Source organism: Blautia parvula, from assembly GCF_020215665.1.
In the GTDB taxonomy this organism is placed as follows: domain Bacteria; phylum Bacillota; class Clostridia; order Lachnospirales; family Lachnospiraceae; genus Blautia; species Blautia celeris.
The window spans coordinates 3,440,988-3,466,900 of sequence record NZ_CP084061.1 but is presented as its reverse complement, the minus strand read 5'-3'; the positions used below and the strand labels follow the sequence as shown (position 1 = coordinate 3,466,900).

Sequence of the window (25,913 nt, the reverse complement as noted above, 5' to 3'; positions counted from 1 at the left end):
TCTTTTCCCTCTTATGTCGCATTTCTAAAAAAATATGTCCCATTTATTGGAATAAACGAATGAAAACAGGATACAGCATTAAGACAATAAAATACAAACTTCGCTGTTCTCATCCGGAGTGGCTGACAGAGACTGAGAAATACTACAGACAGGTCCTGGATTTTTATTTCCGCCTGCTACTGGAGCATGAGGAAATCTGGGAACTGAACGTTCTTCAGATGCAGGGCTCATTAGAGCGCCTGACGATTGCGGGAAGAGACGGAAGAATACCCGAGCAGCCTCTGCCTTTTGGCAGGGTTCCTGTCTATTTCAGGCGCTCGGCGATTAACAAAGCCTCTGCCAGTTTGAAGAGTTATACAGAAAAGTATAAAAATTCCGGCGATGATCTGGTCTACACTATACCGGATACCATTGATGCGTCTGTTACCTACTTTAAGGGGATGTATAAGGATTTTAAGGAAAACAGGATTTCCCTGAAGGTATGGGACGGAAACAGGTGGAATTGGATGGACTGCAGGTTAAAAGGGCAGTCGATTCCGGAAGAAGCTCTGATGCTTTCTCCGACGGTTGTTTTTAAGGAGAAGGAGTTCTGGCTTCACGTGCCCGTCAAACAGCAGACAGAGGATGCCAGGAACGCGAAAGAGCGGATGAAGGACCGGGAGAATGTATGCAGTGTTCAGTTTACGAACACAGACATTTTTGCCATGTGCTGTGTGTTGGATGCAGATGGGAAACAGAAGGCAGTGTATTCCTGCAGAGGCGGGGATGCTTACAGGAGCAAATGCAAAGTCCTTCTGGAGAAGATTGAGAAGTCCAGGGTTTATACGGACAAAGATAATGTGACGCAGCCCAACCACAAATATTATTTGCGGTTAAAAAATCTTTCTGATCACTATGCGCACCAGGTGAGCAGGGAAATCGTGGATTTCTGTGTGAGGGAAGAGGCAAGGGTCATTGTGATTCCGTCTTATGACAAGGAATTTTCAAAGATGGTGCAGTATCGTTCCGGGATGTATTCACCGCTGTATTTGGGAAGCCGGATAAGAGAGTTTCTAAAATACAAGGCATGGATTGCCGGGATTGTGGTTCTGGAGCTCAGCGCGGAAGGGACAAGCAGCAGATGTTTTGTCTGCGGAGGGAAAATCAGGAAGAACGGGGCCATGTTTGAATGCGAAAATGGACATCAGGGAAGCCGTTTCCTGAACAGCGCCAGAAATCTTGGAGTGAAATGCCAGAAAGATTTCGAGCGAAAACGAAAATAATTCGGAAATAAGTGTGAATATTCACTCTTATATAGATGCCGGGAAACTGGCAAGAGGCTGTGCGCCAGTGACGCATGGTTTCCGGTTGAATATCGCCGGTCGGCTCCTTTTGGTGTCGGCGAAGAATTGCTCTTTGGGGGCAGAGAATATTCAAAGTAATAATAAAAAGAATAACAGAAATAAAAGAAATAGAAAATACGAGGGGAGATATTATGTGGCAGATAATCATTGTGCTGCTGCTTCTGCTGGTACTGTTTCTGTTTGTGATGGTGTTTGCTTTGGCGAAGATTAACTCCGGAGACAGGAAGAGAGAGGATAAAGAGCAGGAAGCGTTTATTCGAGGCGGTAAGGATGCGGGAGATGACGAGAGCAGGGGAAACCGTTCTGGCATGACCGGTGACGAGGAGAGAAAATGGAAGGTAGCAGAGGCCAATGATGAGAGGGATAAGATTCAGGAAGAGCTGATGCGGAAGGCCGGTAAGAAAAGAAAATTCATGGAACATTGGCAGGCGATTGCGCTTTGGCTGATGCTGTATGATGTTGTGGCTGTGAACGCGGCGTTTATGCTGGCTCTGTGGGTTCGGTTTGACTGCAGATACTCTATGATTCCGGATGTTTATCTGGGGGCGTTTTTGAAGTTTGCACCTTGGTATACGGTGGTTTGTATTGGAGTGTATTGGGCGCTTAGGTTGTATAAGAGCGTTTGGCGGTTTGCGAGTTTCAGTGAGCTGTTCCGGGTTGGGGCGGCGAATGTGATTACCGGGCTGGTGCAGATAGTTGGGATAACTTTGTTTTTTAAGAGAATGCCGATTTCTTATTATCTGTTTGGGATAATGTTACAGTTTGTGTTTACGGTTGCGGTTAGGTTTTCTTATCGGTTTATTTTGCTGGAACGCAGTAGGAACAAACAGAGTGAAGAGGATGCCGTGCTACATCGGGTGATGCTGATTGGTGCGGGAGCTGCAGGACAGATTATAATCAGGGATTTGAACCGGGCCAGTGAAGTGAAGGCAAAGGTTTGCTGTATTATTGACGATAACCCGAATAAGATGGGGCGTTACATAGAAGGTATTCCGATTGTTGGAGGCAGGGATGATATTCTGCTGAGTGCGGAAAAATATAAGATTGATCAGATTTTATTGGCGATTCCCAGTGCTACGGCTGAGGAGAAGAGAGATATTCTCAATATCTGTAAGGAGACTGGGTGCGAAATGAAGATACTTCCGGGGATTTATCAGTTGGTGAATGGGGAAGTGTCAATTAGTAAGATGAAGAGTGTGGCTGTGGAGGATTTGCTGGGGAGAGATCCGATTAAGGTAAACATGGAGGAAATCTTCAATGCGCTGAGGAATAAGACGATTCTGGTTACCGGTGGCGGTGGTTCTATTGGCAGCGAGTTGTGTCGGCAGATTGCGGCGCATGGTCCGAAACGGCTAATTATATTTGATATTTATGAGAATAATGCTTATGACATTGAACAGGAGTTGAGGAGGAAATATCCGAAACTTGATTTGGTTGTTTTGATTGGGTCTGTGAGGGATAGCAGACGAATTAACAGTGTGTTCGCGGAGTATAGGCCGGATGTGGTTTATCATGCGGCGGCGCATAAGCACGTGCCGTTGATAGAGACAAGTCCTTGTGAGGCCATTAAGAATAATGTTCTGGGAACGTATAAGACTGCCAGCGCGGCACTGCAGAGTGGGTGTGAGAAGTTTGTGCTGATCAGTACAGATAAGGCGGTTAATCCTACGAATATTATGGGAGCGAGCAAGAGGCTGTGTGAAATGGTGATTCAGACTATGGACAGGCTGAGTAAACAGGGTAAGCCGATTGTTTTGCCGGATTTGAATGGGCATGATGAAGGTGCAGATTATGATATGGTTGCTGCTACCAGAGAACAATTTGGGGAGTATAAAGAAGGTAAAAGGAAAGCTACAGATTTTGTGGCGGTTCGATTTGGTAATGTTTTAGGAAGTAATGGGTCTGTGATTCCTCTTTTTAAGAAACAGATTGAGGCTGGCGGGCCGGTTACGGTTACGCATCCGGATATCATTCGGTACTTTATGACGATACCTGAAGCGGTGAGCCTTGTGTTGCAGGCGGGAACGTATGCGAAGGGTGGAGAGATATTTGTGCTGGATATGGGTGCACCGGTGAAGATTGATACGTTGGCAAGGAACTTGATAAAGCTGTCGGGGTATAAGCCGGATGTGGATATTTCGGTTGTGTATACTGGGTTGAGGCCTGGGGAGAAGCTTTATGAAGAGAAACTTATGGCGGAGGAAGGGATGAAGACTACGCCGAATAAGTTGATACATATTGGGAGTCCGATTCCGTTTGATTTGGAGAAGTTTTTGGAGGATTTGGAGAATTTGGCGAAGGCCAGTTATTCCAACCGGGAGGATATTTGTGATTTGGTGCAAAACGTGGTGCCAACTTACAAACAGGATAGGGCTATTTCACGATAAGTTTTGATTAAATTAGCGTAGTTTTATTTGATTCTGACGGCAACGCGTTTGCATGATTTAATTAAAAAGTCTATCAATAAATATATAATAGGGATAACCAGAGAAAAACCAGTATTTACAAGTGTTTAAGGGCTTAGTCGAGTCCCATCTTTATAATCTTTTGTTCAATATGGGGAGGATTATCAATTTCAATCAATATACATTAACCTTCTGGCACCCGTTTCATTGACCAAATTTGCAGAGCATAATACTGGGGATGAAGTGATAGTTTCTTCATAATAAATATACTACATCTGCAAGCGTGATAAATTACCAAAGCACATAGATTGTGAGAAAGATAAAATTACAATGGATTATGACAAGCTAGAGGCAGTTATTACAGAAAAATGAATATAAGTGTCTAAGTGCCTAATCTAGCTAGGTTTAATGGTTTAAATAAAGGAAACACGCACTGCAGCTCGTGAGTTTATACTATGCAAAAGCACCAAACCACGTAAAATTATGTAAATTGATATGGTTTGGTGTCGGCATAGATTTCAAGGTTGTGATGAGTATTTTGAATTTCAGAGTACCAATCAGAGCTTTGAAAGAAGCTTTAATACAATAGAATATCAGATAACATTATTAGCATTGAGTACTGGAGAAGAAACCAGAATGGAGAATCAAGGATAGCCTATGTATCCGTAATCTTGAACTTCATACTCGTATGGTTCGTCAAATATGTGAAATCCACATTCAATGGGCAGTCTGTGCCTGGAAAAAGTTCCAAGGATACCTACCAGGATGCAATTGGATTCTAGATTATAATCCACCGAAGTGGACGTAGTTCTCGCTTGAAGGAGTAGAAATCCAGTTGCTTCATATGAAGTGGAATATCTCATGTGATTTTGCCAGTGGTTTTGGGATTGTAGATTTTGCCCACGAGATAGCTTGACTTATTTTGAAGGTGCAGAATCGGAGAGTTGTAAAACATTCTGTTGCTTATGTTATATCCCGTTCTTCTAGCAACAGACTTCTTCCGATATTTGATATGAACATTATTAAAATTAATGGAATAGGGATTTGGCGAAACCACACAATTCAAAAATGTTGTATAAAAAATAGGATATGATGGCTTTGGTGTAAATGTAATGCGGGAGGATTCATAAATCCAATTTTCGATACAAATCTTCTGTTTCCTCTTCTCGTTCAATACGAAGTGCGAATTTCTGAAATCGTTCTGAGTGGGTTCCAGAATAAAAATCTGGATACCGTAGGAATGAGTGCGTTTGAGGAAAACAGCATAGAAGGTGCCTTTGTTAGGCATATCTTTTTTGATGACTACGCTTTGCGGTGGTTATGGTTACAAGGGAGCAGCTTTTGAGGGATGGAGATTATCCGTGATTTTCATGAAAGTTCACCTCCTTTAATCCATTCGCCAGAATGATGGGAGAGTGTTTCTTTCCTGGACAGATAATGTGACCAAGAGAAATTCCACGGTACATATTGTGCGCTGTTTTTACAGAACATGTGTCAAAATCTGTAAGCTGGATACACGCCGTTGTGATTTCATTACGGGATACCCCATATTGAGAAATCGTAACAGCCACAAGTAAAGGAATGCTGTTAAAGAAGTGACGATGCACCTTGTGGACTTCATAGGTTCCGGACTTGTGTTTTAGAATGTAGCCAGGCTCAAAAACAAATCTGAGTAAACTGGTCAGTGATTCTGCAAGGTCAATGGGGCAGAGGATAGAAACATCTACATCTAACTGTGAAATGTCCTTTAGAAAAAAAGGAAGCGCAACCGTTGGCTTGTTGTTTGTTCTGCCGATAAGCGCAACAACATTGTGCTGGTTGATGATTACATTTTTCATTTGATTACCTCCTTAAGGTTTGATTTTGAAGAGTCTTTCACGGAACAAGATAAAAGACCTTCAGATTAATAGTTTTTAGAAGGGTGGTTTTTTAACCAGTATAACAAATAATCTCCTGCACATGAAGTAGACCTTCACAGTGCAAGAGATTAGAGCATGATTAACAGCCATATTGATATGAAATTGTTTTAAAAAAGTTACTTCTTAGGCTGTTAAATACAGCTTGGGAATAATATATATGAATGACTGATAGGAAGGAGTTAATACGACTGAAATAAAGCACACTAAATGTTCTATAAGAAAGAAGAACATAGATGCAAGATGTAGTAGGTTGCGTCCAAAATCAGTAATTAAGTGAGGAACTAAGGAAGTATAGAAGAGATAGAAATTTAGAAGGAGAATAATACCATGTTTAAAGAAACTGAGATAAAACCGTTTCCCAGCAAAGTCTGGGGAAGATTATATAATAGGGACAACCAGCAAGGATACTGGAAATAAGTGGATCCTGAGGCTTTCCTGTTTTAATAGATTTTGATTTTGCTAAGAAGGGAAGTAAAGAAAACGCTTATCACGGTGGTAAGCTGGATTGTCTTTACTAAACCCAAAACTGAAAAGGCAAGATATTAGAGCAGGTAGCCTTCTGATGATCTACGGATCGTCGAGAGCTACTTGTTGTGTATGTAAGAATATTTTAAATGATAATTGATATGACGACAATAGGCTGAAATGCCTTTTATATATTTTGAAAATTATGGATAAAGGGTGAAATTCCACCAAAATAACAATACAACAGAAACTATAAAAAGACAATAATATCTAACAAACAAGAGGAGATAGTATGTTTATTCCGGAAAACCACAAGATCGAAAAAAATCCTGAACGTATTTGGCTTTCAAGTCCGACAATGCATGGCCCTGAATTCGAGTATATGAAAGAGGCCTATGATACAAACTGGATGAGTACAGTTGGAAAAAACATAAATGAAGTTGAGAAGATTGCTGCAGAAAAAGCAGAAGTAAAATATGCAGTTGGTTTGTCAGCCTGTACGGCAGCTTTACATCTTTGTGTGAAATTAGCTGGTGAACGATTATATGGAAAACCTGCAATTAGTCATGGTGCAGTAGAAGGAAAGAAAGTCTTCTGTAGTGACATGACATTTGATGCTACTCTGAATCCAGTGGTTTATGAAGGCGGTATTCCAATTTTCATTGATACAGAAAGAGAATCCTGGAATATGGATCCTGTAGCGCTGGAAAAAGCATTTGAAATGTATCCGGAAGTAAAACTAGTTATCAGTGCAGAGCTTTATGGTTTCCCGGGAAGGATGGATGAAATTAAGAGAGTCTGTGAGAAGCACGGAGCTCTTCTAATTGAGGATGCAGCCGAAGCCATGGGTGCAACAATTGATGGAAGACAGTGTGGTAGCTTTGGTGATTATGCAGCAATCAGCTACAACGGAAATAAAATCATCACAGGAAGTAGCGGTGGTTGCTTATTAACAAATAGCCTTGAAGACGCAAACAAAGCCAGAAAGTGGTCTACTCAGAGTCGTGAGAACGCTCCTTGGTATCAGCATGAAGAAGTCGGCTATAACTACAGAATGAGCAATGTTATCGCAGGTGTTGTTCGTGGACAGTATGAATATCTTGAGGAGCACATCGCTCAGAAGAAGGCAGTATACGAGAGATATAAAGCTGGACTGACAGACTTGCCGGTTAAGATGAACCCGATTGTGGAAGGCACCGAGCCGAACTATTGGTTAAGTAGTTTGATTATTGATGAGAGTGCTATGTGCAAGCAGGTTAGAGGGGAAACGGACGTATGTTACATGCCGGAACACGGCAAGACTTGTCCAACAGAAATTCTGGAATCTATAAGCTCCATCAACGCTGAAGGTCGTCCGATCTGGAAGCCGATGCATATGCAGCCTATGTACAGAATGCATGAGGTAGTTGGTAGGGATGGTAGTTTGAGATGTCGCACAAATGCTTATATCGCTGGTGGAGTTGAAGACATTGGTGCTGATATCTTCCAGAGAGGTGTTTGTTTACCGTCGGATAACAAGATGACTGCTGAGGAGCAGGAGTTAGTGATTGAAGTTATTAGAGGATGTTTTGAGTAAGAGACGAGTGTGGGAGATGTGACATTGTGGAGATAAAGATATGCAAACTACAAGACAGTAATATAACATGTGAGCAAGTTGCAGAACTTATTCGTCGAGCACACAGTGCAAATATTGAAAAGAATTTACTTTATGGAACACGAAGTACTACTGTTACAGATATTGAAAAGATATTAAATCAAGATAATCGTGAGGTATTTATCGCTACTTTGGAATCCAAATTAGTTGGAACAAGTACTGTTAGTATTGTTGATTGCAATAAATGGTTCCATAAAGGTTCTGCTGCATATATAGAACTTGCAGGAGTAGATGCAAATTATAAAGGTCATCATATTTTCCAAAGTATTCTTGATGAACAATTTAGATACATAGATGGTAAAGGTGTCGATTTGATTTTTACAGTCTCAGCAGAACAAAACGCAGCAGTAAAAAATACTTTTATGAAAAAAGGATTCAAAAAAGTTGCCTATGGGGCTGGAAAATCCAACAACTTTTATTCTGTGTATTATGCTCGATGGGAAAAGAAGTGTCCATATAGTGATGCCTACATTGCACTTCGTTATTTCATTGATAAGGTCGCACATGTCATATATTTCAAAAAGGGCGGGGAGAGAAGAATATGAGAATAGATGGCGTATACGCTAGAGTAATTAAACGAATGCTGGATATTATATGTGCATTACTTGCAATTATAGTTTTTAGTTGGTTGTACCTAATAATTGCTGTGTTAGTTGCTTTGAATATTGGAACTCCCATTATTTTTAAACAGAAGAGACCGGGAAGGATTGATCCCGAAACAGGTAAAGAAAAAATCTTTACTTTGTACAAATTTAGGTCTATGAGCAACGCACGCGACGATGAAGGTAACTTGCTTCCTGATTCTGTGAGACTGACAAAATTTGGTCGTATTCTGCGTGCTACTTCCCTAGATGAGTTGCCAGAAGCGTGGAACATTCTTATCGGTGATATGAGTGTAGTTGGTCCTAGACCTTGGGCAGTTTCATATATACCTTATTTTACAAAAGAGGAACGAAAACGGCATTTGGTTCGACCCGGATTGAGTGGATGGGCTCAGGTTAATGGCCGAACTGCAGCAAATTGGGATGAACGTTTGAAGTATGATATCGATTACGTGAACAATATTTCCTTTTTAATGGATGTAAAAGTAATCTTCTTGACCGTGAAAAAAGTCCTTAAACATAGTGATCAGGTTGAAGCTGGACAGCAAGGAGATTTTTCAACTTATAGACAGAAACAATGGGATGATGGCGTTGTTCAAAGGAATGATGAGGAGAATGCCTAATGAAGGATTCAAAGAAAAAATTGCTAATATTAGGCGGAGCACCTAATGAAACGACTCTTGTCAAGAGAGCTCAAGAACTTGGATTCTATGTAATTGTTGCAGATTATTATACTGATTTGAAACTTAGTCCGGCAAAAGCTTTTGCAGACGAAGCGTGGAATGTAAATTGGACCGATGTAGATTTGATGACTCAACTTTGCTCAGATAATCATGTAGATGGAATTACTGCCGGATATAGCGAAGTTAAAATTGAATACTTAATCAAAATTTGTAAGAGACTAAACCTACCATGTTATTGCACAAATGAACAACTTGAAGTGACTAGGAACAAAGTAAAGTTTAAAGCTCTTTGCAGAGAATGTAGAGTGCCTACGGTCAGAGAGTTTAGTTCTGTTAATGATGTTGATTCTTATCCAGTTATAGTAAAACCTACAGATAGGGCAGGATCGATTGGTGTTGGAATTGCCCAGAACTATAGCGAATTGCTGGTGGCATATGATGTGGCTCTTGAAAAATCGTATAGCAAGAATGTGATTATTGAGGAATACATTACAGATAGAAAAATTGATGTTTATTATTTGGTTAATGATGGGGAGATTTCTATATTAACGACAAATGATGTAATTATGGCAAAAGATAATGGCTTTCAAAAGGTTGTTCAATCATGCTGGCTTTACCCGCATCGAGAGCTTGAAAACTTTAAGATAAAAGTTGATGAAAAGCTGAGAAAAATGATTAAATCGATGGGCATTACGTATGGTTGTATATTTTTCTCAGGATTCATAGACAAGAAGCAGAACTACAAATTCTTTGAATGCGGATTTCGTTTGGAAGGAGCACATCAGTATAACTATACATATAAGAGTATAGGCATCAATTTTTTAGATGTGTTTATTAACCATGCGATATACGGAAATCTTAAACAGCTTATTCATAATCCTTTGAGAAATGAAAAATTAAAACTAGCGATTATCAATGTATTTTCTAAAGAAGGTAAGATTGCAAGTATAGATGGTGTTGAAGAAATAAGCACAATGCCGGACTGTTCCCTTGCGTTGATAAAAGCTAATGAGGGTGATGAATGTAGAGATGGAGCTATTTTGTCAAAGGTCGGTCAGTTTGAATTTGATAATGAAAGTCCTGATGAATTAGCGAAAGATATCCAAAAGTTGTATGACTATATCAAAGTACTAGATACTAGTGGGAATAATTTAATATATGATGTGGTCGACGATAGTCTCGTATCATCTTGGTGGTAAATGTCAGATAACAGTCGGAGTTTGATTATGAGAGAAATTGGTAGTGAGTTCATGATGGACTCATTCAAACGAGGGAAAAATGAATATTGCTACCTAACTGATTATCCAAAACGTTATGTTTTATCAGGAAGAACTGGATTGTACTTAATAGCACAAGAATTGCAGGTAGAGGGTATCGATTCTGTTTCTTTGCCGGCCTATTGTTGCGGCTCAATGGTAGCACCATTTATCGAGGCAGGTTTTTCAGTTTCGTTTTATGAAAGGTATGAGATTACAAACTCTAAAGCAATCCTCATCATGGATTACTTTGGATTTTTGAAAGAAGAAACGGCATTATTTGCTGGACAGTGCCGTGAAGCAGGACTGAGAGTTATTGTTGATGCTACACAGACAGCATTTAGCAGATCGAGATCTTACGACAGTGCAGACTATATTGTTGTCAGCTATAGAAAATGGTTAGATTGTTTGTGTGCTGCAGTATATTCCCAAAATGGATTTATAACACAGGAATATACAAAAGAGAATACCGTTTATGTCGATATATGGCGCAATGCGGCAAAAAAGAAAAAAGCATATTTGGAAACAGGTAACGGAGATAAACAAGAGTTTCTTGATTTGTATGGCAAAGCAAATCATATGCTCGGTGAAGACTATATAGGATTCAAGGCAAGTGATTCTGAAATCGAGAGATTTGAAAATGCGGATTCTCAGTATATCAGGGAACATCGACGTAGCAATGCTACACAATTGATTGACGGGCTCCACGGAAAATTGAATTTGCTATTCAAAAGCTTATCTGATGAAGACTGTCCTCTGCACGTTCCTGTTGTATTAAAACAAGAGTGGAGAACCGAATTAAGGAAATCGTTGATAAAAAATAGTATTTATTGCCCTTGTCATTGGCCAGTGGATGAAAAGTATCCTCATCAGAAAACTCGATTTCATGATGAAGAAATGTCGTTGATATGTGATCAACGATACACCGAAGATGATATGAAAAATGAAATAGAAGAAATCCTGAAAGTGATTTCATAAAAGAGAGGTAAGTATGAGTAAGACGATTTTAGTTACTGGTATCGGTGGTCTGACCCCGAGATCTATTACAACAATTATTAAAGAAAACCATCCCGATTATAAAGTAATTGGGTGTGATGTTGAGAAAAAAGCTATGGGCTTCTTCATGACTATGAAGGATGGAAAGAAGCTCGTTGACGAGTACTATATTTGCCCTCGTTGTACTGATCCTGAATACTTCCCATGGATTGAAAGACTTGTGGAAGAGAAGGAGATTGACTACGCATTCGTACAGCCAGAATCTGAAATTGTTGAATGGGGCGAGTATTACGAGAAAAATGGCGAGTTCCCTTGCCCTGTGTTCATGGGAGGCAAACTGCTTTCAGAATCTTTGAGAGATAAGTCTATTATGGCCGACTTACTTGAAGGTACAGATTTCATTCCGAAGACTATCAAGGTAACACAGGAGAATCCACGTTTTGAGGAAGTTGAAAGCGAAATCGGCTTCCCTTGCTGGATTCGTGCCACTGAAGGAACTGGTGGATTGGGTTCGCTTCGTCTTGATGATATCAGCAGCTATAAGAGTTGGCTTTTCATCAATGCAAAAATTCCGGAGTTTACCGTTAGTGAGTTTCTTACTGGACGTCATCTTGCGAATGAGATGCTTTACTACAATGGTGAGTATGTGAAGGGGGCCTCTCTTGAATGTGCTGAGTACGTTATGGCCAATACAGCTCCCTCTCATGTAACTGGCAATACTCATTTCGGACGTTTCCTGAATGAAAACAGAATCAATGAATTCTGTGATAGCTGTATCAAGTATTTGGAGAAGAAGCTTGGTGTACCGGCTCATGGTATTCTTTCATTCGATCTAAAAGAGGATAGCCAGGGCAATATGAAGGTTACTGAAGTGAATATTCGTCATATGGCTTATGCAGGTGTTATGGCGCACGTAGGTTTTGACCTCATCGAAGATACCATCAAGATCATGGAAGACGGTAACGCTGATAGAGTTGAGAGAGACCAGTATCATCATTACGAGAAGCCTTACATTTTCCTTCGTGATGTGGACGTTGAGCCAATCATCCTGGACGGTGAAGAGATTTTTGATGATCCGAAAGTAAGATTCTAAGAAATCTGGTGCGGAGAGATAATGAAGAAAAAGATAGTTTGGATTGTAAATGAATATAATTTCCCTGATGCTTTTAAGTCGCGTCAAACCAATTTGTGCAGACAGTTAAATTTGCATGGTTACGATGCATACATCATTAGCGGAAGTATAAAAAATAAAGGCGGCGAAAACGTGCTTAGCAAAGGCGAAAAGTACCGATTTGTCGAAACAGATGAAGCTAAAGGGTACTTTATTAATACAGCAAGCTACCACAGAAGCTATGAGAGAGTATTGGTTGCTCTACAATTTCAGAATAACATCTGGAAATTGAGAAATGAATTGCCAAATCCTGATGTTATCGTTTCTGATTTTGCGGGTCTCTTCGGGAATGTCTTTTTGAAGTGGAAAAAGAAATACGGAACAAAAGTTATTTATGACATTCTTGATTTGTGGCCTGAGGGTTTTGTTGATATGGGATACCTCAAAAAGAATTCTCCTATCACAAAAGTTCTCTACAATATGGAACATAAATCCTATCGGGAAGCAGACGGAATCATTTTTTCATTCCAAGGCGGTCGAGACTACATCGTTGATAAGGGATGGAGTAAAGAAAAGGGCGGAGATGTTGATACTAGTGATATTGGCTATCTGAATAATGGCATAGATTTAGCTACCGTAGACAAACAAAAAGATGAATGTGTTCTCGAAGATCTTGATTTGGATAATAACAAATTCAAAGTAGTATACCTGGGATCAATAAGTGCGTTCAATGGATTAGATGTTCTCGTTGAAACAGCAAAAGAACTTCAAGAACGTAATGTTGAAGATGTTGTGTTTTTGATTTACGGATATGGCAATCAAGAAGAACGTTTAAAGAAAATGGCACAGGATTACAACTTACAAAATATTAAATTCAAGGGTGTCTTAGATAAAAAGTATGCAATGAATCTCCTCACAAGAGGAAATCTCAATATCTTTACTTTTGCAAATACAGCTTTACTGAAATACGGCGTAAGTCCCAATAAGCTGTTCATGTATTTTGCTAGTGGAAAACCCGTACTGTCTATGATAAAGCCTGCTTATGATTTGGTTGAAAGTCGAAAATGCGGTATTTCGGTGGAGAATAATCCAACTGCAGTAGCAGATGCAATTATTAAAATGTCTAAGCTTCCGGAAGAAGAGTACAGACTGTATTGCTCTAATGCTAGAACAGTTGCTGAAGAATATGACTACGGGAAGCTGGTTAATGAATTAATAAGAATTATTGAAAGAAAAAGGTGAGAACATGTACTTGAGAAAGTTAAAGATTAAAGACGCTCCATTAATGCTTGAGTGGATGCATGATGATAGCGTTGTTCATGATTTACATACAAACTTTGCTTCTAAAACGTTGGATGACTGTAAAGCCTTCATTCTCGCGAACCAAGAGTATACAGATAATGTGAATCTTGCCATTGTATCTGATACAGATGAATACATGGGCACAGTTAGCTTGAAACATATTGATCGTGATAATCTTAGTGCAGAATTTGCTATTACGGTTCGCAAGGCTTCAATGGGCCATGGATATTCGTGGTTTGGTATGACAGCAATAATTGAGAAAGCCTTTTCTGAGTTCGGATTAGAAAGCGTGTATTGGTGCGTTTCTAGAAAGAATCAAAGAGCCGTGAGATTCTATGACAAACACAACTTCCACGAAACGGTAGATATTTCAGAAAACATCTTGGTAAGGTATGAAGGCGAGACAGATTTAAAATGGTATTCTGTTTTAAAGGGAGATATCCTAGATGACAGAGATACTGTTGCTGGCTGCAAAGTAGCTCATATCAAAACGATACCTACTGTGGATGCGGGAGAACTATCTTTCTTTGAGGCAAATAATGACATACCTTTTGATATTAAGCGAATCTATTATATTTCTAAAGTTCCGGAAGGCGTAAGAAGAGGATTCCATGCACATAAAGAGTTGAAACAATTGTTGTTCTGTCCATACGGAAGAATACAGCTGATTTTGGAAAATGAACTTGGAAGAGAGGAAATTGAGCTATCAGATCCATCCATTGCAGTAATGATAGACCGTCCAACTTGGAGAGAGATGCTCTGGCTTCAGAAAGATTCGGTATTATGTGTGGCAGCATCGGATTACTACAAAGTTGAAGACTATATCAGAAACTATGATGATTTCAAAAAATATTTGGAGGAGATTAGATAATGAAAGTACCTTTTGTAAGCTTTTTACCCATGGAGCGTGAATTGAACAAGGAACTGCGTGATGCTTTTGATAGAGTATTTACTCGTTCTTGGTATATCGAAGGTGCAGAAGATGAAGCATTTGAAAAAGCCTTTGCTGAATACTGCACTACAAACTATTGTGTAGGTGTTGGCAATGGACTGGATGCCCTTATGCTCGCACTGAAAGCATTGAATGTTGGTGAAGGAGACGAAGTTATTGTTCCTTCAAATACTTATATTGCTACTGCATTGGCAGTTACTTATGTTGGGGCTTCTTTAGTATTTGTAGAGCCAGATATCAGAACATTTAATATTGATCCTGCAAAGATTGAAGCAGCAATCACAGATAAAACTAAGGCAATAATGCCGGTTCATCTGTATGGCCAAGCGTGCGATATGGATCCTATCATGGAGATTGCAAAGAAGTATAACCTCTATGTAATTGAGGACTGTGCTCAGGCACATGGGGCAACATATAAGGGAAAGAAAGTTGGATCCTTTGGTGATGCTTCAGGCTTCTCTTTCTACCCTGGAAAGAATCTAGGGGCGCTTGGAGATGCGGGCGCGACTGTAACAAACAATAAAGAACTTGCAGAGAAAGTACGTGCACTTGGCAATTATGGATCCGATTATAAGTATCATCATATCCATCAGGGAAATAACAGCCGTCTTGATGAAATGCAGGCAGCGTTCCTTGCCGCTAAGCTTCCTCACCTCGAGAGAATGAATGTTGAGAGACGAAGGATTGCACAGAAATACTTGGATGGTATTAAGAATCCTGAAGTGATTCTTCCTTTTGTACCAGAGGACATAGTTCCGGTATGGCATATCTTTGGTATTCGTTGCAAGAGAAGAGCCGAACTTGAGAAGTTCTTGAATGATAAGGGTATCGTCACAAACAAGCATTATCCAATTCCTATGCATCTTCAGGATTGCTACAAAGATCTGGGATATAAAGAGGGAGACTTTCCAATTGCCGAAGTAATTAGTGCAACCGAGCTGAGTATCCCTATGTACTACGGAATGACTGATGAAGAGATTCAGTATGTAATTGATGCTATTAATGAGTTTAGATAAGGTGGAATAATATGCAAGCAAAACGCGGATTAGTTTCTGTTATTATCCTATCATACAAACAATTTGCATATATTTATGAAACAATTGATTCTGTTTTAATGCAGGACTATCCAGCGATAGAGATTGTAATTGCAGATGATGGCTCACCAAACTTTCCCCAAAATGAAATTGTATCCTACATTGAAAAGAATAAGAGGGATAATATTCAAGGATATACATTGCTCCATGATGGAGTAAATGTAGGTACTGTTAAGAATATCAATAATGGTATTAAGCATTCTAGTGGTGAATTTATTAAAATCATTGCTGGCGATGATACGTTCTACGATGGAAAAGTTTTCAGCACCCAAGTGGAGTTTCTTGAAAAGAATCCCAAATACTATATTGTTACCGGAAAAGCATGTGAATGTGACGAGCAGATGAAGCCTATTTATAAAGAACAAGTTGAGAATACAAACAAAGTACTAGGTACGGTTTTTGAACTTGAACCGAAAGGGTATTTTCAAAAATGTGGAGCGGAGCATTTGTTTCCAATGGTCACACAGGCACTATGCTTCAGAAGAAAGTTTTTTGATGAATTTGGGTTGTACGATGAAAGATACAAGTTGCTTGAAGATCCGCCGATGGAGAAGAGAGTAATTATTAATCGTATTCCAATATCATCAGTAGATGCTTGCGTAATAAAGCATCGTGCAGATGTGGGTATTTCTGCAAATACTGAATTGTTCTCAGCGCGGAGAAGTCAATATTATCTGGACTTAGCAAACTATGTCAAAAACGAGTTATTGTCTCGACCTCAGATTTTTCCACACTTTAAAACGAAGTATAGGTATAAATCTGAAATGTTCCGTTACAAAATGAGTATTGCAAAAACCAAGAAAGAACGAATTATGGTATGTATCACGAATATTGATACTGTATTTTTCTTTGGAATTCTTCGACCGGGGGCAATGATTCAGAAGATAAAAATCGGCTTAAGTGGAAGGAAATAACATTATGGTTAAACTAAGTATCTTAGTCACTTTCTATAATCAAGAAGAATATGTTGATCGGGCAATGAATAGTATATTCAGTCAGAAAACAAATTTTGATTATGAGATTATTATAGGTGACGATGGATCTTCAGATGGAACACATAGAAAAATAGAGGAGTGGCAGGAAAAATATCCAGGGAAAATAAGATTGGTAGTTCAGCCACGCGAGCCTGGAAAGAAATATCTTTCGGGAGAGAGAGCATCAAATAACAGGCTTTCATTGTTGAAATATATCACTGGGACGTATTTTATGTATCTTGATGGTGACGATTGCTACTGTGATGAAAGTAAGTTTCAGAAGCAAGTAGATATTTTAGATGATCCCAAGAATGCAGATTGCTCATGCTGTGCACATAACGTCAGTTTTATTCGGTTAGATGGTACATCAAGTATTCTTCGTACAAACATTAAGAAATCTGGCAAGGTTGATTTTGGGTACTATTGGTGGAAAGGTTATTTCCATCCAGACTCATTGATGTTCCGAAGTTCTTCAATCAATCAAAAACAAAAAGTTTTTAGGAATCCGTTGTTTAACGACAACTACATTACTTTTGTTTTTTCACACAGTGGGAAAATTTATTTTCTGAGTGATGTGATGGCTAGTTATTATGAGACAGACAATGGAATCTGGAATGGACAGTCTCGTACAGTAGGGTTAATGCGTACGTTGATCATATATGAATATATTTCATATGTGTATGGGAAATACAAACAATCAAATTATTTTAGGTTCATTCCGCTGTACTATATGCTTCTTAGAAACTCAAATGAATTCAGTGAAGAACGATTATCACCATATTTCCAAATGGCAACAGAATGCCATGCAGAAAAGATTGCACAGCTTAAAGATGCTGATAAGGGTAAGCTTGCAGTTAAGAGATTCTTTATTGGTATTATTTACAGAGTCAATGCAGCAATTAAGCGAATTGTGTAAGGGTCTCATTTAGGCTTAGTGCAATCAAGAAGTGAAAGGGCAATAGTATGGGAAAAATAAAAAATTTAATAAAAAAAGTATATTTCTTCTTGGTGCAATATGTGTATCTTTTCCCAGGCGGAAAGAGACGAAAAAAAAAGCCATGTTTAGAACCATTTATTGTTCCTGATGGCGCAGTCGAATTAAATGTGCGAATTGCACCGGTATATAAGAATAAATGCGGAATTGTAACGATAATATCGGATGATGGAGTTTATAAAACGGCTAAAGCTTTGAAAGCGTTAGCAAATAAGTTTTCATTACCTATTACTGTTGCAGGAACAGTAAAAAATGTTGCTCCACATATGAAATTCTGGAAAGAATTAAACGACGATCCTTATATTGAACTTGTTAATCACTCATATAACCATATACGTATGGAAGAAGGGACGCATATCTCATCTGATATGACGGCGCTAAAGCATGAGATATACCATTCTCAAGTTTTCTTTGAGAAAATAACCAAAAGAAAAACAATAGCTTATGTTTGCCCAGAAAACCAAATGTGTAGACTTGGGTATCAGGTTCTTAAAGAATCAGGTTATCTTGGTGTTGCACAAGGTTCGCGTGGCTACAATGATTTAGAAATATTGAGCGATACGGCGAATAACCCTGGTTCATGGTTTAACTTAAAACGAATGGGTATATGTGATAAGTCTGAGCAATCACCGAATGTAATGCGTCAAAGCTGGGTCGATAAAGCTAGAGAGAATAATAAGTGGCTGATTGAGATGTGGCATAATGTCAGCGACGATATAACCAAAGGTTATCAAACAATTACTACTGCTGAAGCTTCCGAGCATTTAGCATATTTGAAATCTTGCGAGAATGATTTATGGATTGCGAAATTTACAGAGGTTATTAAGTATCTAGCTGAAAGACAATCCTGTGTCGCAAAGGCCTATTGGCTTGATGGGCATGTTATTTGTTATGTTGATCCAAAGAATTTAGAACTTGATATTTTTACCCAAGATTTATCACTTTTGGTTGACTTGTCAAATGTAAATAATAAATGTCCTGAAAAAATGATAGAAGTAAAACCTGGGCAGATACAGAGGGTAAAACTATAGTATAACTAAGAATCAATAGAGAGATACATCGATAATTAATTTAGGAGACGAATATGAAAGGTATTATTTTAGCCGGCGGTGCAGGAACCCGTCTTTATCCTTTGACAATGGTTACTTCAAAGCAGCTGTTGCCTATTTACGATAAGCCGATGATTTATTATCCGCTTTCAACTTTAATGCTTGCTGGGATTAGAGACATTCTTATAATATCCACACCGTCTGATTTGCCAAATTTTGAAAGATTACTTGGGGACGGTAGCCAGTTCGGTATCAGTTTATTTTATAAGGTTCAGCCTAGTCCAGATGGGCTTGCTCAGGCATTTATCCTTGGAGAAGAATTTATCGGAGACGAGCCTTGTGCGTTGGTTCTTGGTGACAATATTTTTTATGGCGGGGGACTCTCAGGATTTCTCAACAATGCTGTTGCCAATGCAGAAAATGGATATGCAACGATTTTCGGTTATTACGTTCATGATCCTGAGCGTTTTGGAATTATGGAATTCGATGAAAAAATGAATATCCTCTCAGTTGAGGAAAAACCGCAGAAACCTAAGAGCAATTATTGTATTACTGGATTATATTTTTATCCAACAGGTGTGAGTGAGTGGGCAAAGAATGTTAAGCCATCTGCAAGAGGAGAACTGGAAATCACTACTCTTAATGAAATGTACTTAAATGAAAAGCTTTTAAAGGTACAGGTTTTAGGACGCGGATTTGCGTGGCTTGATACCGGAACTATGGACAGTCTAGTAGAGGCTACAAATTTTGTGCAGATCACAGAGCAGAGACAAGGGGTAATGATTTCGGCACCGGAAGAGATAGCATATCGTAAGAAATGGATCAATAAAGAATATTTATTAAAATCTGCAGAGAAATATGGAAAATCCCCATATGGTCTGCACCTAAAAGCAGTGGCTAGTGGTCAAATAATCTTTTAAAGTCAGGGGGAATCCGTATGAATATATTAGTAATTCCATCATGGTATAATTCACCAAGCAATATCATTTTGGGTTCTTTTTTCAAGGAACAGGCATTGGCTTTAAAAAATGATGGTAATAATGTTGTAATGGCTTACTGCGAAACTGTAGGAGTAAGAGGCTTTTCAACACACCATTTATATAAGATTACCAAACAGGATGAAGATGGATTATTAACGTATAGATATTATGTCCCTTCATACGGATGCGATAGATTCCATAAAAAATTTGAACGTACAGCCATTGCTTATGACCGACTTCTTAAACGGGTATTGTCTGAACATAAAATTGATATTATTCATGTCCATTCATATGATCCAGCAGGAACGTCTATTACCAAATTACGTAATAGATACGGCATTCCTGTTGTCTATACAGAACACTACAGTAATGTTTTGGGTGAACTAGACAGCTACCATAAAAAAGCACTTGAAGAAACCATTAATTATTCTAATGCGGTTGTAGCGGTATCGCATTCTTTGCGTGATAGTATGGTCAAACGTTTTAAAAGAGAAGATGTTTGGGTTGTTAGTAATATCTTATCTCCATTGTTCACCTTTAAACCGAGAATAAATCATAGCGTTTTTCGATTCGTATCTGTGGGTTCATTAGTTGAAGGAAAAGGACATCAATTAACAATTAAGGCATTTCATGAGGCATTTTGCCATAATGAAAAAGTCGAGCTAATGATTGTTGGGCAAGGCAATTATAAAAACGAACTAGCAGGTCTAATAAAGGAGTTTGGTGAGGAAAACAGAATTAAGTTAACCGGTACATTGCCAAGAGAAAAAGTTGCTGAACTTATGCAAGAATCGGATGCTTTTGTCCTTCCTAGTTTCAAAGAAACTTTCGGCGTTTCATATATCGAAGCAATGGCTTGCGGTCTTCCTGTGATAGGAACTAGAAATGGAGGATTCGATGAGATTTTTAATGAAGATAATAGATTCGGCTATATTATAGATGTTGGTGATGAAGAAGCTCTCGCTAACGCACTCGAACAGGTCTATTGCTCTATTGATAATTATGATAGCAAGTTTATTAGCGAAACAACTATTCAATTGTATGGTGCGGATTCATTTATCAAACACGTTAATGAAGTTTATCAATCGGTTTTGAAAAAGAGATAGAACGAAGGGCATTGAAAATGAGCAATATACTACTAGTTGCAGCTGCATTTCCACCAGATCAAGGTGTTGGAACACTTAGAATCTCAAGCTTAGCTGCATATATGTCGAAAAAGGATAATATATTTCTGGTAACTAATCGGAAAAAGGGTGAGCTGCCGGCATATATAAAAAAGGCTTCATTCGTAGATATTTGTACAGAGTCAGGAAGCTTTAAGAACAATTTAAACACGTTTCGTGTAAATCAGAAGAAATATCAATCTGCTGTTGAGGGTATGATTAAGGAATGCCATCCAGATATAGTAATTATCAGTGGTGGCCCATTTTTTACATTTGCATGTACCAAAACTGCAAAAAAACATGGAGTCCCAAGCATATTAGATTTTAGGGATCCGTGGATATTTGATATTCGTGAAGGTTGGTACAGTCGTAGTACGATGGTAGAACGAATTGTTCATTTATTGGATGAACGAACAGCGGTAGCAAATGCCACTAGAGTTACGACAGTAACCGATGGGTGGGTGAAATTGTTTAAAAAATTTTATCCGCTGCAGAGATCTAAATTCGTAAAAATCGAAAATGGATATGACGATGCAATCGTTGAGAGTATTAAACTTGACAATCCTCATACAAAGATGGAAGATACATTAGTTATTACGGGATTTGGAAAAATGTTTTATTACTCTGACAAGTACTCACTTATCTTTTTACAAGGATTGAAAAAGTATCTGGATGCTGGAAAAAAGGCAAATTTGCTTCAAGTTGGAAGCAGAGAGAGCCAAGCGGATTCATTATTGAATAAAGCGAATGTTGCTCAAGATGTATTACAGACAACAGGGTTTGTTGATTATAAAGTAGGAGTTCAAAAGATAGCCGAATCAGATGTGTGCTTGATAATTGACTCTCGAAATCATGCGTTAGGAACAAAACTGTATGATTACATTTTTATAAATAGGCCCATATTATTTGTTGGACCTAAAAACTCTGATTTGTCAAAAATGGTTTTACAATTTAAAAATGGCTTTGCATGTACGACAGGAGAAGAAGTTTTTAATGCGTTGCAAACATTAAAGAAAAATGATTTCCTTTCAGAAAAGCCATCGAGAGAGCAATTTAAAAGAGAAAGACAGAATAAACTATGGAGAGATTTGATTTATGGACTTATCAAAAATGAGAAGACAGGATGTCATTTTTTATGAAATCATTCCATGCTTAATAATATTTTCATATACCTTAAACCTCCTAGGTCGGCATAGTATCATTTCGTATTTAATGCTTGCTTATAGCGTAGCGTTATTGTTTGTAGCAAAAGAGTCTACTGTACATTATACAAGATTAGGAATTACAATAGCTGCATTCGGATTGATATATACTCTGGCATATTTGATAGTGGTGGGATCATTCGATATAGGTCTATTTAGGCATATGATTATTTGCTACTTATTTGGAAAAGCAATAACTAGAAAACTATCATCTCAAGATGTGATATCGATTATCCCGAGATATTTACTTGCTGGAAGTTTCGGATTCTCATTACAGGCATATTTAACAGTATCCAATTCAGTGATGATAGATAGCCGACGTTTTTATGAGTATTGGTATGGAAACGGATCAGTAGTCGCTGCAACACAGATTGCCGCTTGGGCAGTATTGTCAATTGGTATGTTCTTTTGGTATTTTTGTATTTTTAAGGAATCAAAACTGATTGAAAAGGTATTATCTATAGCCGGTTTGGTACTCTCGTTATCAAGCTTCTTAATTGCATCATCTAGAACAGGCTTGATATTTATCGCAATATTAATAGTCGTATTGGTATTCTATGCGATGCGAAGAGGGCATGGCGCAATACTTGGTTTAATTGCAATTATTCTTTTGGTAGTGGCGATGTTCTATTTTAACTGGTTTGACGTTCAAACAAAATTTTTTGGTAGCAATTTATTAAATAGATTGCTATATGAGGATAAGTTTACTGGAATAGTAAGTGGGGGAAGAGGCAGCAGATATCAGCTTTTTTTTCATGAATTTCTGAAATATCCCTTTGGCGGCTATAATATCAGAAATACAGTTATGAATGGTCAAATTCACAATGTGGTATTTGATTCGTATGATTTGGGAGGATGGGTATTGGCATTATTGCTTATTGCGATTCTGCTTTCACCAATAAAAAAATGTATTAAGCTAATAAAAAACTATGATTTACCTAAGCAGTTTACAATCCCTATGATTTGCTGGATAGCACTTTATGTTTTGCAAATGATGTTAGAGCCTGTTTTAGACTATGGCAATAAGACATATTTTGCATTTTTTGTCTTTGGAGTAGCAATAGTAGAATCTATATACGAAAAAATTAGAACAGATGCACAGTATTAATTAGTTTTTGGAGGAAAATAAATGAACAAGACAGTACTTGTAACAGGTGGAGCAGGGTTTATTGGTTCCAACTTTGTGTATTTATTATTAGATGAAAGGCCTGACTGGAAAGTAGTATGTGTGGATGCACTTACGTATGCAGCAAATATCCATACACTTAACGATGCGATGAAGAATCCGAACTTTGTGTTTTATAAAGAAGATATCAGAAATAGAGAAGGTATTTTTGACATTTTTGAGAAAGAGCATCCGGATATTGTAGTAAATTTCGCGGCGGAATCTCATGTTGATCGATCTATCGAGAATCCAGGAATTTTCCTTGAAACAAATATTCTCGGTACTCAGGTTATGATGGATGCATGCCGTAAGTACGGGGTGGAGAGATTCCATCAAGTTGGTACGGATGAAGTGTATGGCGATCTTCCGCTGGATAGACCTGATTTATTCTTTCATGAGGATACACCGATTCATACATCAAGCCCTTACTCTACATCCAAGGCATCTGCAGATTTGCTGACTATGGCATATCACAGAACCTACGGTCTTCCTGTAACTATCAGCCGTTGTTCCAATAACTACGGACCTTATCAGTTCCCGGAAAAGCTGATTCCGCTGATGATCAATAATGCTTCCCAGGACAAAGCTCTTCCAGTTTACGGCGAAGGACTGAACGTTCGCGATTGGCTGTATGTAAAAGATCACTGCTACGGCATTCTTGCTGTCCTTGAAAAGGGTAAAGTTGGCGAAGTTTATAACCTCGGTGGGCACAATGAAAAGGCAAATATTGAAATCGTAAAGATTATTCTGAAAGAACTCGACAAGCCAGAAAGCCTTATTACCTATGTAACAGACCGCAAGGGACATGATAAACGTTATGCTATTGATCCTTCTAAGGCTAATGCAGAACTTGGTTGGGGTCCAACCACAATGTTTGCTGATGGTATCAAGCTGACAGTTCAGTGGTATAAAGATCATATGGACTGGATGAGGGAATGCTCTAGTGGTGATTACATGAAGTACTACGAAGAGATGTATAACAACAGGGAGTAATAATCTCACAATGAAAGCAAGAAGGGAAGAACAATGGCGAATAGCTTTGGAGTCGTAAAAAAAGCAAAGCGTAATATGATAGCGGGAACAATCAATAAATTTGTAGTAATGCTTTGCCCATTTATAACAAGAACAATAGTTCAACGTGTAATAGGAGCGCAGTATTTAGGATTAGACAGCCTTTTTTCATCTATTCTTACCGTGCTTAGTTTATCGGAAATGGGAATAAGCAGTGCAATCGTATACTGTATGTATAAGCCAGTTGCAGAAGGCGATACCAAAGCAGTTAATGCAATACTTAACTTCTACAGAAAAGTATATAGAATAATTGGAATAGTTGTTCTCTTTCTCGGTTTATGTATTATACCATTTCTACCACGGTTAATTACTGGTAGTGTTCCTGAAGGGATAAACATTACGCTTTTGTATTTAATCTATCTCTTTAATACAGTAATTAGTTATTTTTTGTTCGCGTATTTGTTGCCTTTGGTTACGGCAAACCAGAGAGATGATTTAAATAGTAATCGAAATACACTAGTTACATTGTTTTTTACGGTGTTGCGAGTAGCTGTGCTTTTCCTGACAAAATCGTACATTTATTACATTGCACTTATACCGTTACTCACTATTACAAATAATATATGGATTGCATATACTGTAAAAAAGGCTTTCCCAGAATTAAGCAAATGCGCTGGAAATGTTCCCTCGTCACAGATAGCAGAATTAAAAAAGCAAGTGGCGGGCACGTTTATTAGTAAACTATGCGGGGTAACAAGAAATTCACTCGATAGTATTTTCGTTTCTGCTTTTTTGGGACTTTCATTAACAGCGATATACAATAACTACTATTATATACTATCTGCTGTTATTACTATGCTTAGTGTTGTGTCAGCTTCACTAATTGGTGGAATTGGAAATCATGTTGCAACACGTAGTAAAGATGAAAATTTCAATGAACTAAAACGCGTTGATTTTTTATATCTTTCCCTTGCAGGATGGTGTTCCACATGTCTCATATGTTTATACCAACCGTTCATGAGAATATGGATGGGTGAGCAAATGATGCTTCCTAATGTAGCGGTTGTATTATTTGTAGTTTATTTCTATTTATTAAAACTTGGTGACATGAGAAGTATGTACGCAGATACTAGCGGATTGTTTTGGGTATCAAAGTGGAGAGCTCTAGGTGAGTCCGTATGTAACTTTGTGCTGAACTACTCATTAGGAAAAATGTTTGGCATATATGGCATTATTACTGCAACAATCATATCACTATTTTTTTGTAATTATATTTGGAGCGTGCAAATAACATTTAAGCATTACTTTAAGCGATCAGCCGGAGAATTCTATTTATATCAGTTAAAGTATTCTCTTGTGAACTTAGGAATATGTATCGTGACATTACTTATTTGTAAAGGAGTTAGTTTTTTATTTTCTGGAAAAGTAATAGTGCTGTGTATACGTGCAGTGGTTTGTGTTGTTATTCCATTACTGTTATACTATACGTTTTATCGAAAAACTGACAATTACATTTATTGTAAGAAACTTCTAATAAAACGATAATGCGTGTTGCTCTAAAGTCATGTTCAGAGTAACCTTGTGTAGAGAGGA

General features: G+C 38.2%; 21 protein-coding genes. 20 read left to right on the top strand and 1 reads right to left on the bottom strand.

Annotated elements, in window-relative coordinates:
* Positions 1–59 precede the first annotated feature (59 nt).
* Both LC508_RS15980 and LC508_RS15975 read left to right on the top strand, forming a co-directional pair.
* A complete protein-coding gene (locus LC508_RS15980; protein ID WP_103731227.1) occupies positions 60–1,262 on the top strand; it encodes a zinc ribbon domain-containing protein in 1,203 nt (400 codons plus the stop codon).
* A 464-nt stretch (positions 1,263–1,726) separates the two neighbouring features.
* Complete coding sequence (locus tag LC508_RS15975) at positions 1,727–3,730, top strand: polysaccharide biosynthesis protein (RefSeq protein ID WP_408612336.1); 2,004 nt, start codon at positions 1,727–1,729, stop codon at positions 3,728–3,730.
* A 1,373-nt stretch (positions 3,731–5,103) separates the two neighbouring features.
* On the opposite strand, the gene LC508_RS15970 is transcribed toward LC508_RS15975, so the two are convergent.
* Positions 5,104–5,586: a hypothetical protein gene (locus LC508_RS15970; protein WP_054353571.1), complete on the bottom strand. Its 483-nt coding sequence runs from the start codon at positions 5,584–5,586 to the stop codon at positions 5,104–5,106.
* 838 nt (positions 5,587–6,424) lie between these two features.
* Here LC508_RS15970 and LC508_RS15965 point away from each other — a divergent pair.
* The 18 genes from LC508_RS15965 to LC508_RS15880 are packed head-to-tail and all read left to right on the top strand — an operon-like array spanning position 6,425 to position 25,865.
* Positions 6,425–7,708: a DegT/DnrJ/EryC1/StrS family aminotransferase gene (locus LC508_RS15965; RefSeq protein ID WP_181014447.1), complete on the top strand. Its 1,284-nt coding sequence runs from the start codon at positions 6,425–6,427 to the stop codon at positions 7,706–7,708.
* Positions 7,709–7,734: 26 nt separating this feature from the next.
* The gene (locus tag LC508_RS15960) at positions 7,735–8,331 is read left to right on the top strand and encodes a GNAT family protein (RefSeq protein WP_103731992.1); all 597 of its coding nucleotides are present in this window, start codon (positions 7,735–7,737) and stop codon (positions 8,329–8,331) included.
* On the top strand, positions 8,328–9,011 hold the full coding sequence (locus tag LC508_RS15955) for a sugar transferase (RefSeq protein WP_103731993.1): 684 nt from the start codon (positions 8,328–8,330) through the stop codon (positions 9,009–9,011). The genes LC508_RS15960 and LC508_RS15955 overlap by 4 nt, the downstream gene beginning before the upstream one ends.
* Positions 9,011–10,270, top strand: a complete 1,260-nt coding sequence (locus LC508_RS15950; RefSeq protein WP_103731994.1) for an ATP-grasp domain-containing protein — start codon at positions 9,011–9,013, stop codon at positions 10,268–10,270. Before LC508_RS15955 ends, LC508_RS15950 begins: the two co-directional genes overlap by 1 nt.
* Positions 10,271–10,297: 27 nt before the next feature.
* A complete protein-coding gene (locus LC508_RS15945) occupies positions 10,298–11,305 on the top strand; it encodes a hypothetical protein (protein ID WP_054353575.1) in 1,008 nt (335 codons plus the stop codon).
* 13 nt (positions 11,306–11,318) lie between these two features.
* Positions 11,319–12,416: an ATP-grasp domain-containing protein gene (locus tag LC508_RS15940; RefSeq protein ID WP_054353576.1), complete on the top strand. Its 1,098-nt coding sequence runs from the start codon at positions 11,319–11,321 to the stop codon at positions 12,414–12,416.
* Positions 12,417–12,437: 21 nt separating this feature from the next.
* A complete protein-coding gene (locus LC508_RS15935; protein WP_054353577.1) occupies positions 12,438–13,676 on the top strand; it encodes a glycosyltransferase family 4 protein in 1,239 nt (412 codons plus the stop codon).
* Positions 13,677–13,686: 10 nt separating this feature from the next.
* Positions 13,687–14,607, top strand: coding sequence for a GNAT family N-acetyltransferase (locus LC508_RS15930; RefSeq protein ID WP_243108092.1), 921 nt, complete (start codon positions 13,687–13,689; stop codon positions 14,605–14,607).
* Entirely contained in the window at positions 14,607–15,704 is a 1,098-nt protein-coding gene (locus LC508_RS15925; RefSeq protein ID WP_103731995.1) for a DegT/DnrJ/EryC1/StrS family aminotransferase, read from the top strand. Before LC508_RS15930 ends, LC508_RS15925 begins: the two co-directional genes overlap by 1 nt.
* A gap of 11 nt (positions 15,705–15,715) precedes the next feature.
* Positions 15,716–16,696, top strand: coding sequence for a glycosyltransferase family 2 protein (locus LC508_RS15920; RefSeq protein ID WP_054353578.1), 981 nt, complete (start codon positions 15,716–15,718; stop codon positions 16,694–16,696).
* Between the two features lie 4 nt (positions 16,697–16,700).
* A complete protein-coding gene (locus LC508_RS15915; RefSeq protein ID WP_103731996.1) occupies positions 16,701–17,672 on the top strand; it encodes a glycosyltransferase family 2 protein in 972 nt (323 codons plus the stop codon).
* Positions 17,673–17,719: 47 nt separating this feature from the next.
* Entirely contained in the window at positions 17,720–18,781 is a 1,062-nt protein-coding gene (locus LC508_RS15910) for a polysaccharide deacetylase family protein (protein WP_186971050.1), read from the top strand.
* 53 nt (positions 18,782–18,834) lie between these two features.
* Positions 18,835–19,719 (top strand): glucose-1-phosphate thymidylyltransferase RfbA, encoded by an 885-nt coding sequence (gene rfbA, locus LC508_RS15905; protein ID WP_103732092.1) that lies wholly within the window; start codon positions 18,835–18,837, stop codon positions 19,717–19,719.
* A 17-nt stretch (positions 19,720–19,736) separates the two neighbouring features.
* Positions 19,737–20,885 (top strand): glycosyltransferase, encoded by a 1,149-nt coding sequence (locus LC508_RS15900; protein ID WP_054353583.1) that lies wholly within the window; start codon positions 19,737–19,739, stop codon positions 20,883–20,885.
* A 17-nt stretch (positions 20,886–20,902) separates the two neighbouring features.
* On the top strand, positions 20,903–22,081 hold the full coding sequence (locus LC508_RS15895; protein WP_103732093.1) for a glycosyltransferase: 1,179 nt from the start codon (positions 20,903–20,905) through the stop codon (positions 22,079–22,081).
* Positions 22,038–23,252: an O-antigen ligase family protein gene (locus LC508_RS15890; protein ID WP_103732094.1), complete on the top strand. Its 1,215-nt coding sequence runs from the start codon at positions 22,038–22,040 to the stop codon at positions 23,250–23,252. Before LC508_RS15895 ends, LC508_RS15890 begins: the two co-directional genes overlap by 44 nt.
* 21 nt (positions 23,253–23,273) lie before the next feature.
* The gene (gene rfbB, locus LC508_RS15885) at positions 23,274–24,302 is read left to right on the top strand and encodes a dTDP-glucose 4,6-dehydratase (RefSeq protein ID WP_054353587.1); all 1,029 of its coding nucleotides are present in this window, start codon (positions 23,274–23,276) and stop codon (positions 24,300–24,302) included.
* A 33-nt stretch (positions 24,303–24,335) separates the two neighbouring features.
* Positions 24,336–25,865 carry a lipopolysaccharide biosynthesis protein gene (locus LC508_RS15880; protein ID WP_054353588.1) on the top strand — a complete coding sequence of 510 codons (1,530 nt, stop codon included), beginning with the start codon at positions 24,336–24,338 and terminating at the stop codon, positions 25,863–25,865.
* The last annotated feature ends 48 nt before the right edge of the window (positions 25,866–25,913 follow it).

Excerpts from the sequence above, each read along its gene's own strand:
- LC508_RS15980 (WP_103731227.1), top strand. The coding sequence starts at position 60 with ATGAAAACAGGATACAGCATTAAGACAATAAAATACAAACTTCGCTGT.
- LC508_RS15975 (WP_408612336.1), top strand. The coding sequence starts at position 1,727 with ATGCGGAAGGCCGGTAAGAAAAGAAAATTCATGGAACATTGGCAGGCG.
- LC508_RS15970 (WP_054353571.1), bottom strand. The coding sequence starts at position 5,586 with ATGAAAAATGTAATCATCAACCAGCACAATGTTGTTGCGCTTATCGGC.
- LC508_RS15965 (WP_181014447.1), top strand. The coding sequence starts at position 6,425 with ATGTTTATTCCGGAAAACCACAAGATCGAAAAAAATCCTGAACGTATT.
- LC508_RS15955 (WP_103731993.1), top strand. The coding sequence starts at position 8,328 with ATGAGAATAGATGGCGTATACGCTAGAGTAATTAAACGAATGCTGGAT.
- LC508_RS15950 (WP_103731994.1), top strand. The coding sequence starts at position 9,011 with ATGAAGGATTCAAAGAAAAAATTGCTAATATTAGGCGGAGCACCTAAT.
- LC508_RS15945 (WP_054353575.1), top strand. The coding sequence starts at position 10,298 with ATGAGAGAAATTGGTAGTGAGTTCATGATGGACTCATTCAAACGAGGG.
- LC508_RS15940 (WP_054353576.1), top strand. The coding sequence starts at position 11,319 with ATGAGTAAGACGATTTTAGTTACTGGTATCGGTGGTCTGACCCCGAGA.
- LC508_RS15935 (WP_054353577.1), top strand. The coding sequence starts at position 12,438 with ATGAAGAAAAAGATAGTTTGGATTGTAAATGAATATAATTTCCCTGAT.
- LC508_RS15925 (WP_103731995.1), top strand. The coding sequence starts at position 14,607 with ATGAAAGTACCTTTTGTAAGCTTTTTACCCATGGAGCGTGAATTGAAC.
- LC508_RS15920 (WP_054353578.1), top strand. The coding sequence starts at position 15,716 with ATGCAAGCAAAACGCGGATTAGTTTCTGTTATTATCCTATCATACAAA.
- LC508_RS15915 (WP_103731996.1), top strand. The coding sequence starts at position 16,701 with ATGGTTAAACTAAGTATCTTAGTCACTTTCTATAATCAAGAAGAATAT.
- LC508_RS15910 (WP_186971050.1), top strand. The coding sequence starts at position 17,720 with ATGGGAAAAATAAAAAATTTAATAAAAAAAGTATATTTCTTCTTGGTG.
- rfbA (WP_103732092.1), top strand. The coding sequence starts at position 18,835 with ATGAAAGGTATTATTTTAGCCGGCGGTGCAGGAACCCGTCTTTATCCT.
- LC508_RS15900 (WP_054353583.1), top strand. The coding sequence starts at position 19,737 with ATGAATATATTAGTAATTCCATCATGGTATAATTCACCAAGCAATATC.
- LC508_RS15895 (WP_103732093.1), top strand. The coding sequence starts at position 20,903 with ATGAGCAATATACTACTAGTTGCAGCTGCATTTCCACCAGATCAAGGT.
- LC508_RS15890 (WP_103732094.1), top strand. The coding sequence starts at position 22,038 with ATGGACTTATCAAAAATGAGAAGACAGGATGTCATTTTTTATGAAATC.
- rfbB (WP_054353587.1), top strand. The coding sequence starts at position 23,274 with ATGAACAAGACAGTACTTGTAACAGGTGGAGCAGGGTTTATTGGTTCC.
- LC508_RS15880 (WP_054353588.1), top strand. The coding sequence starts at position 24,336 with ATGGCGAATAGCTTTGGAGTCGTAAAAAAAGCAAAGCGTAATATGATA.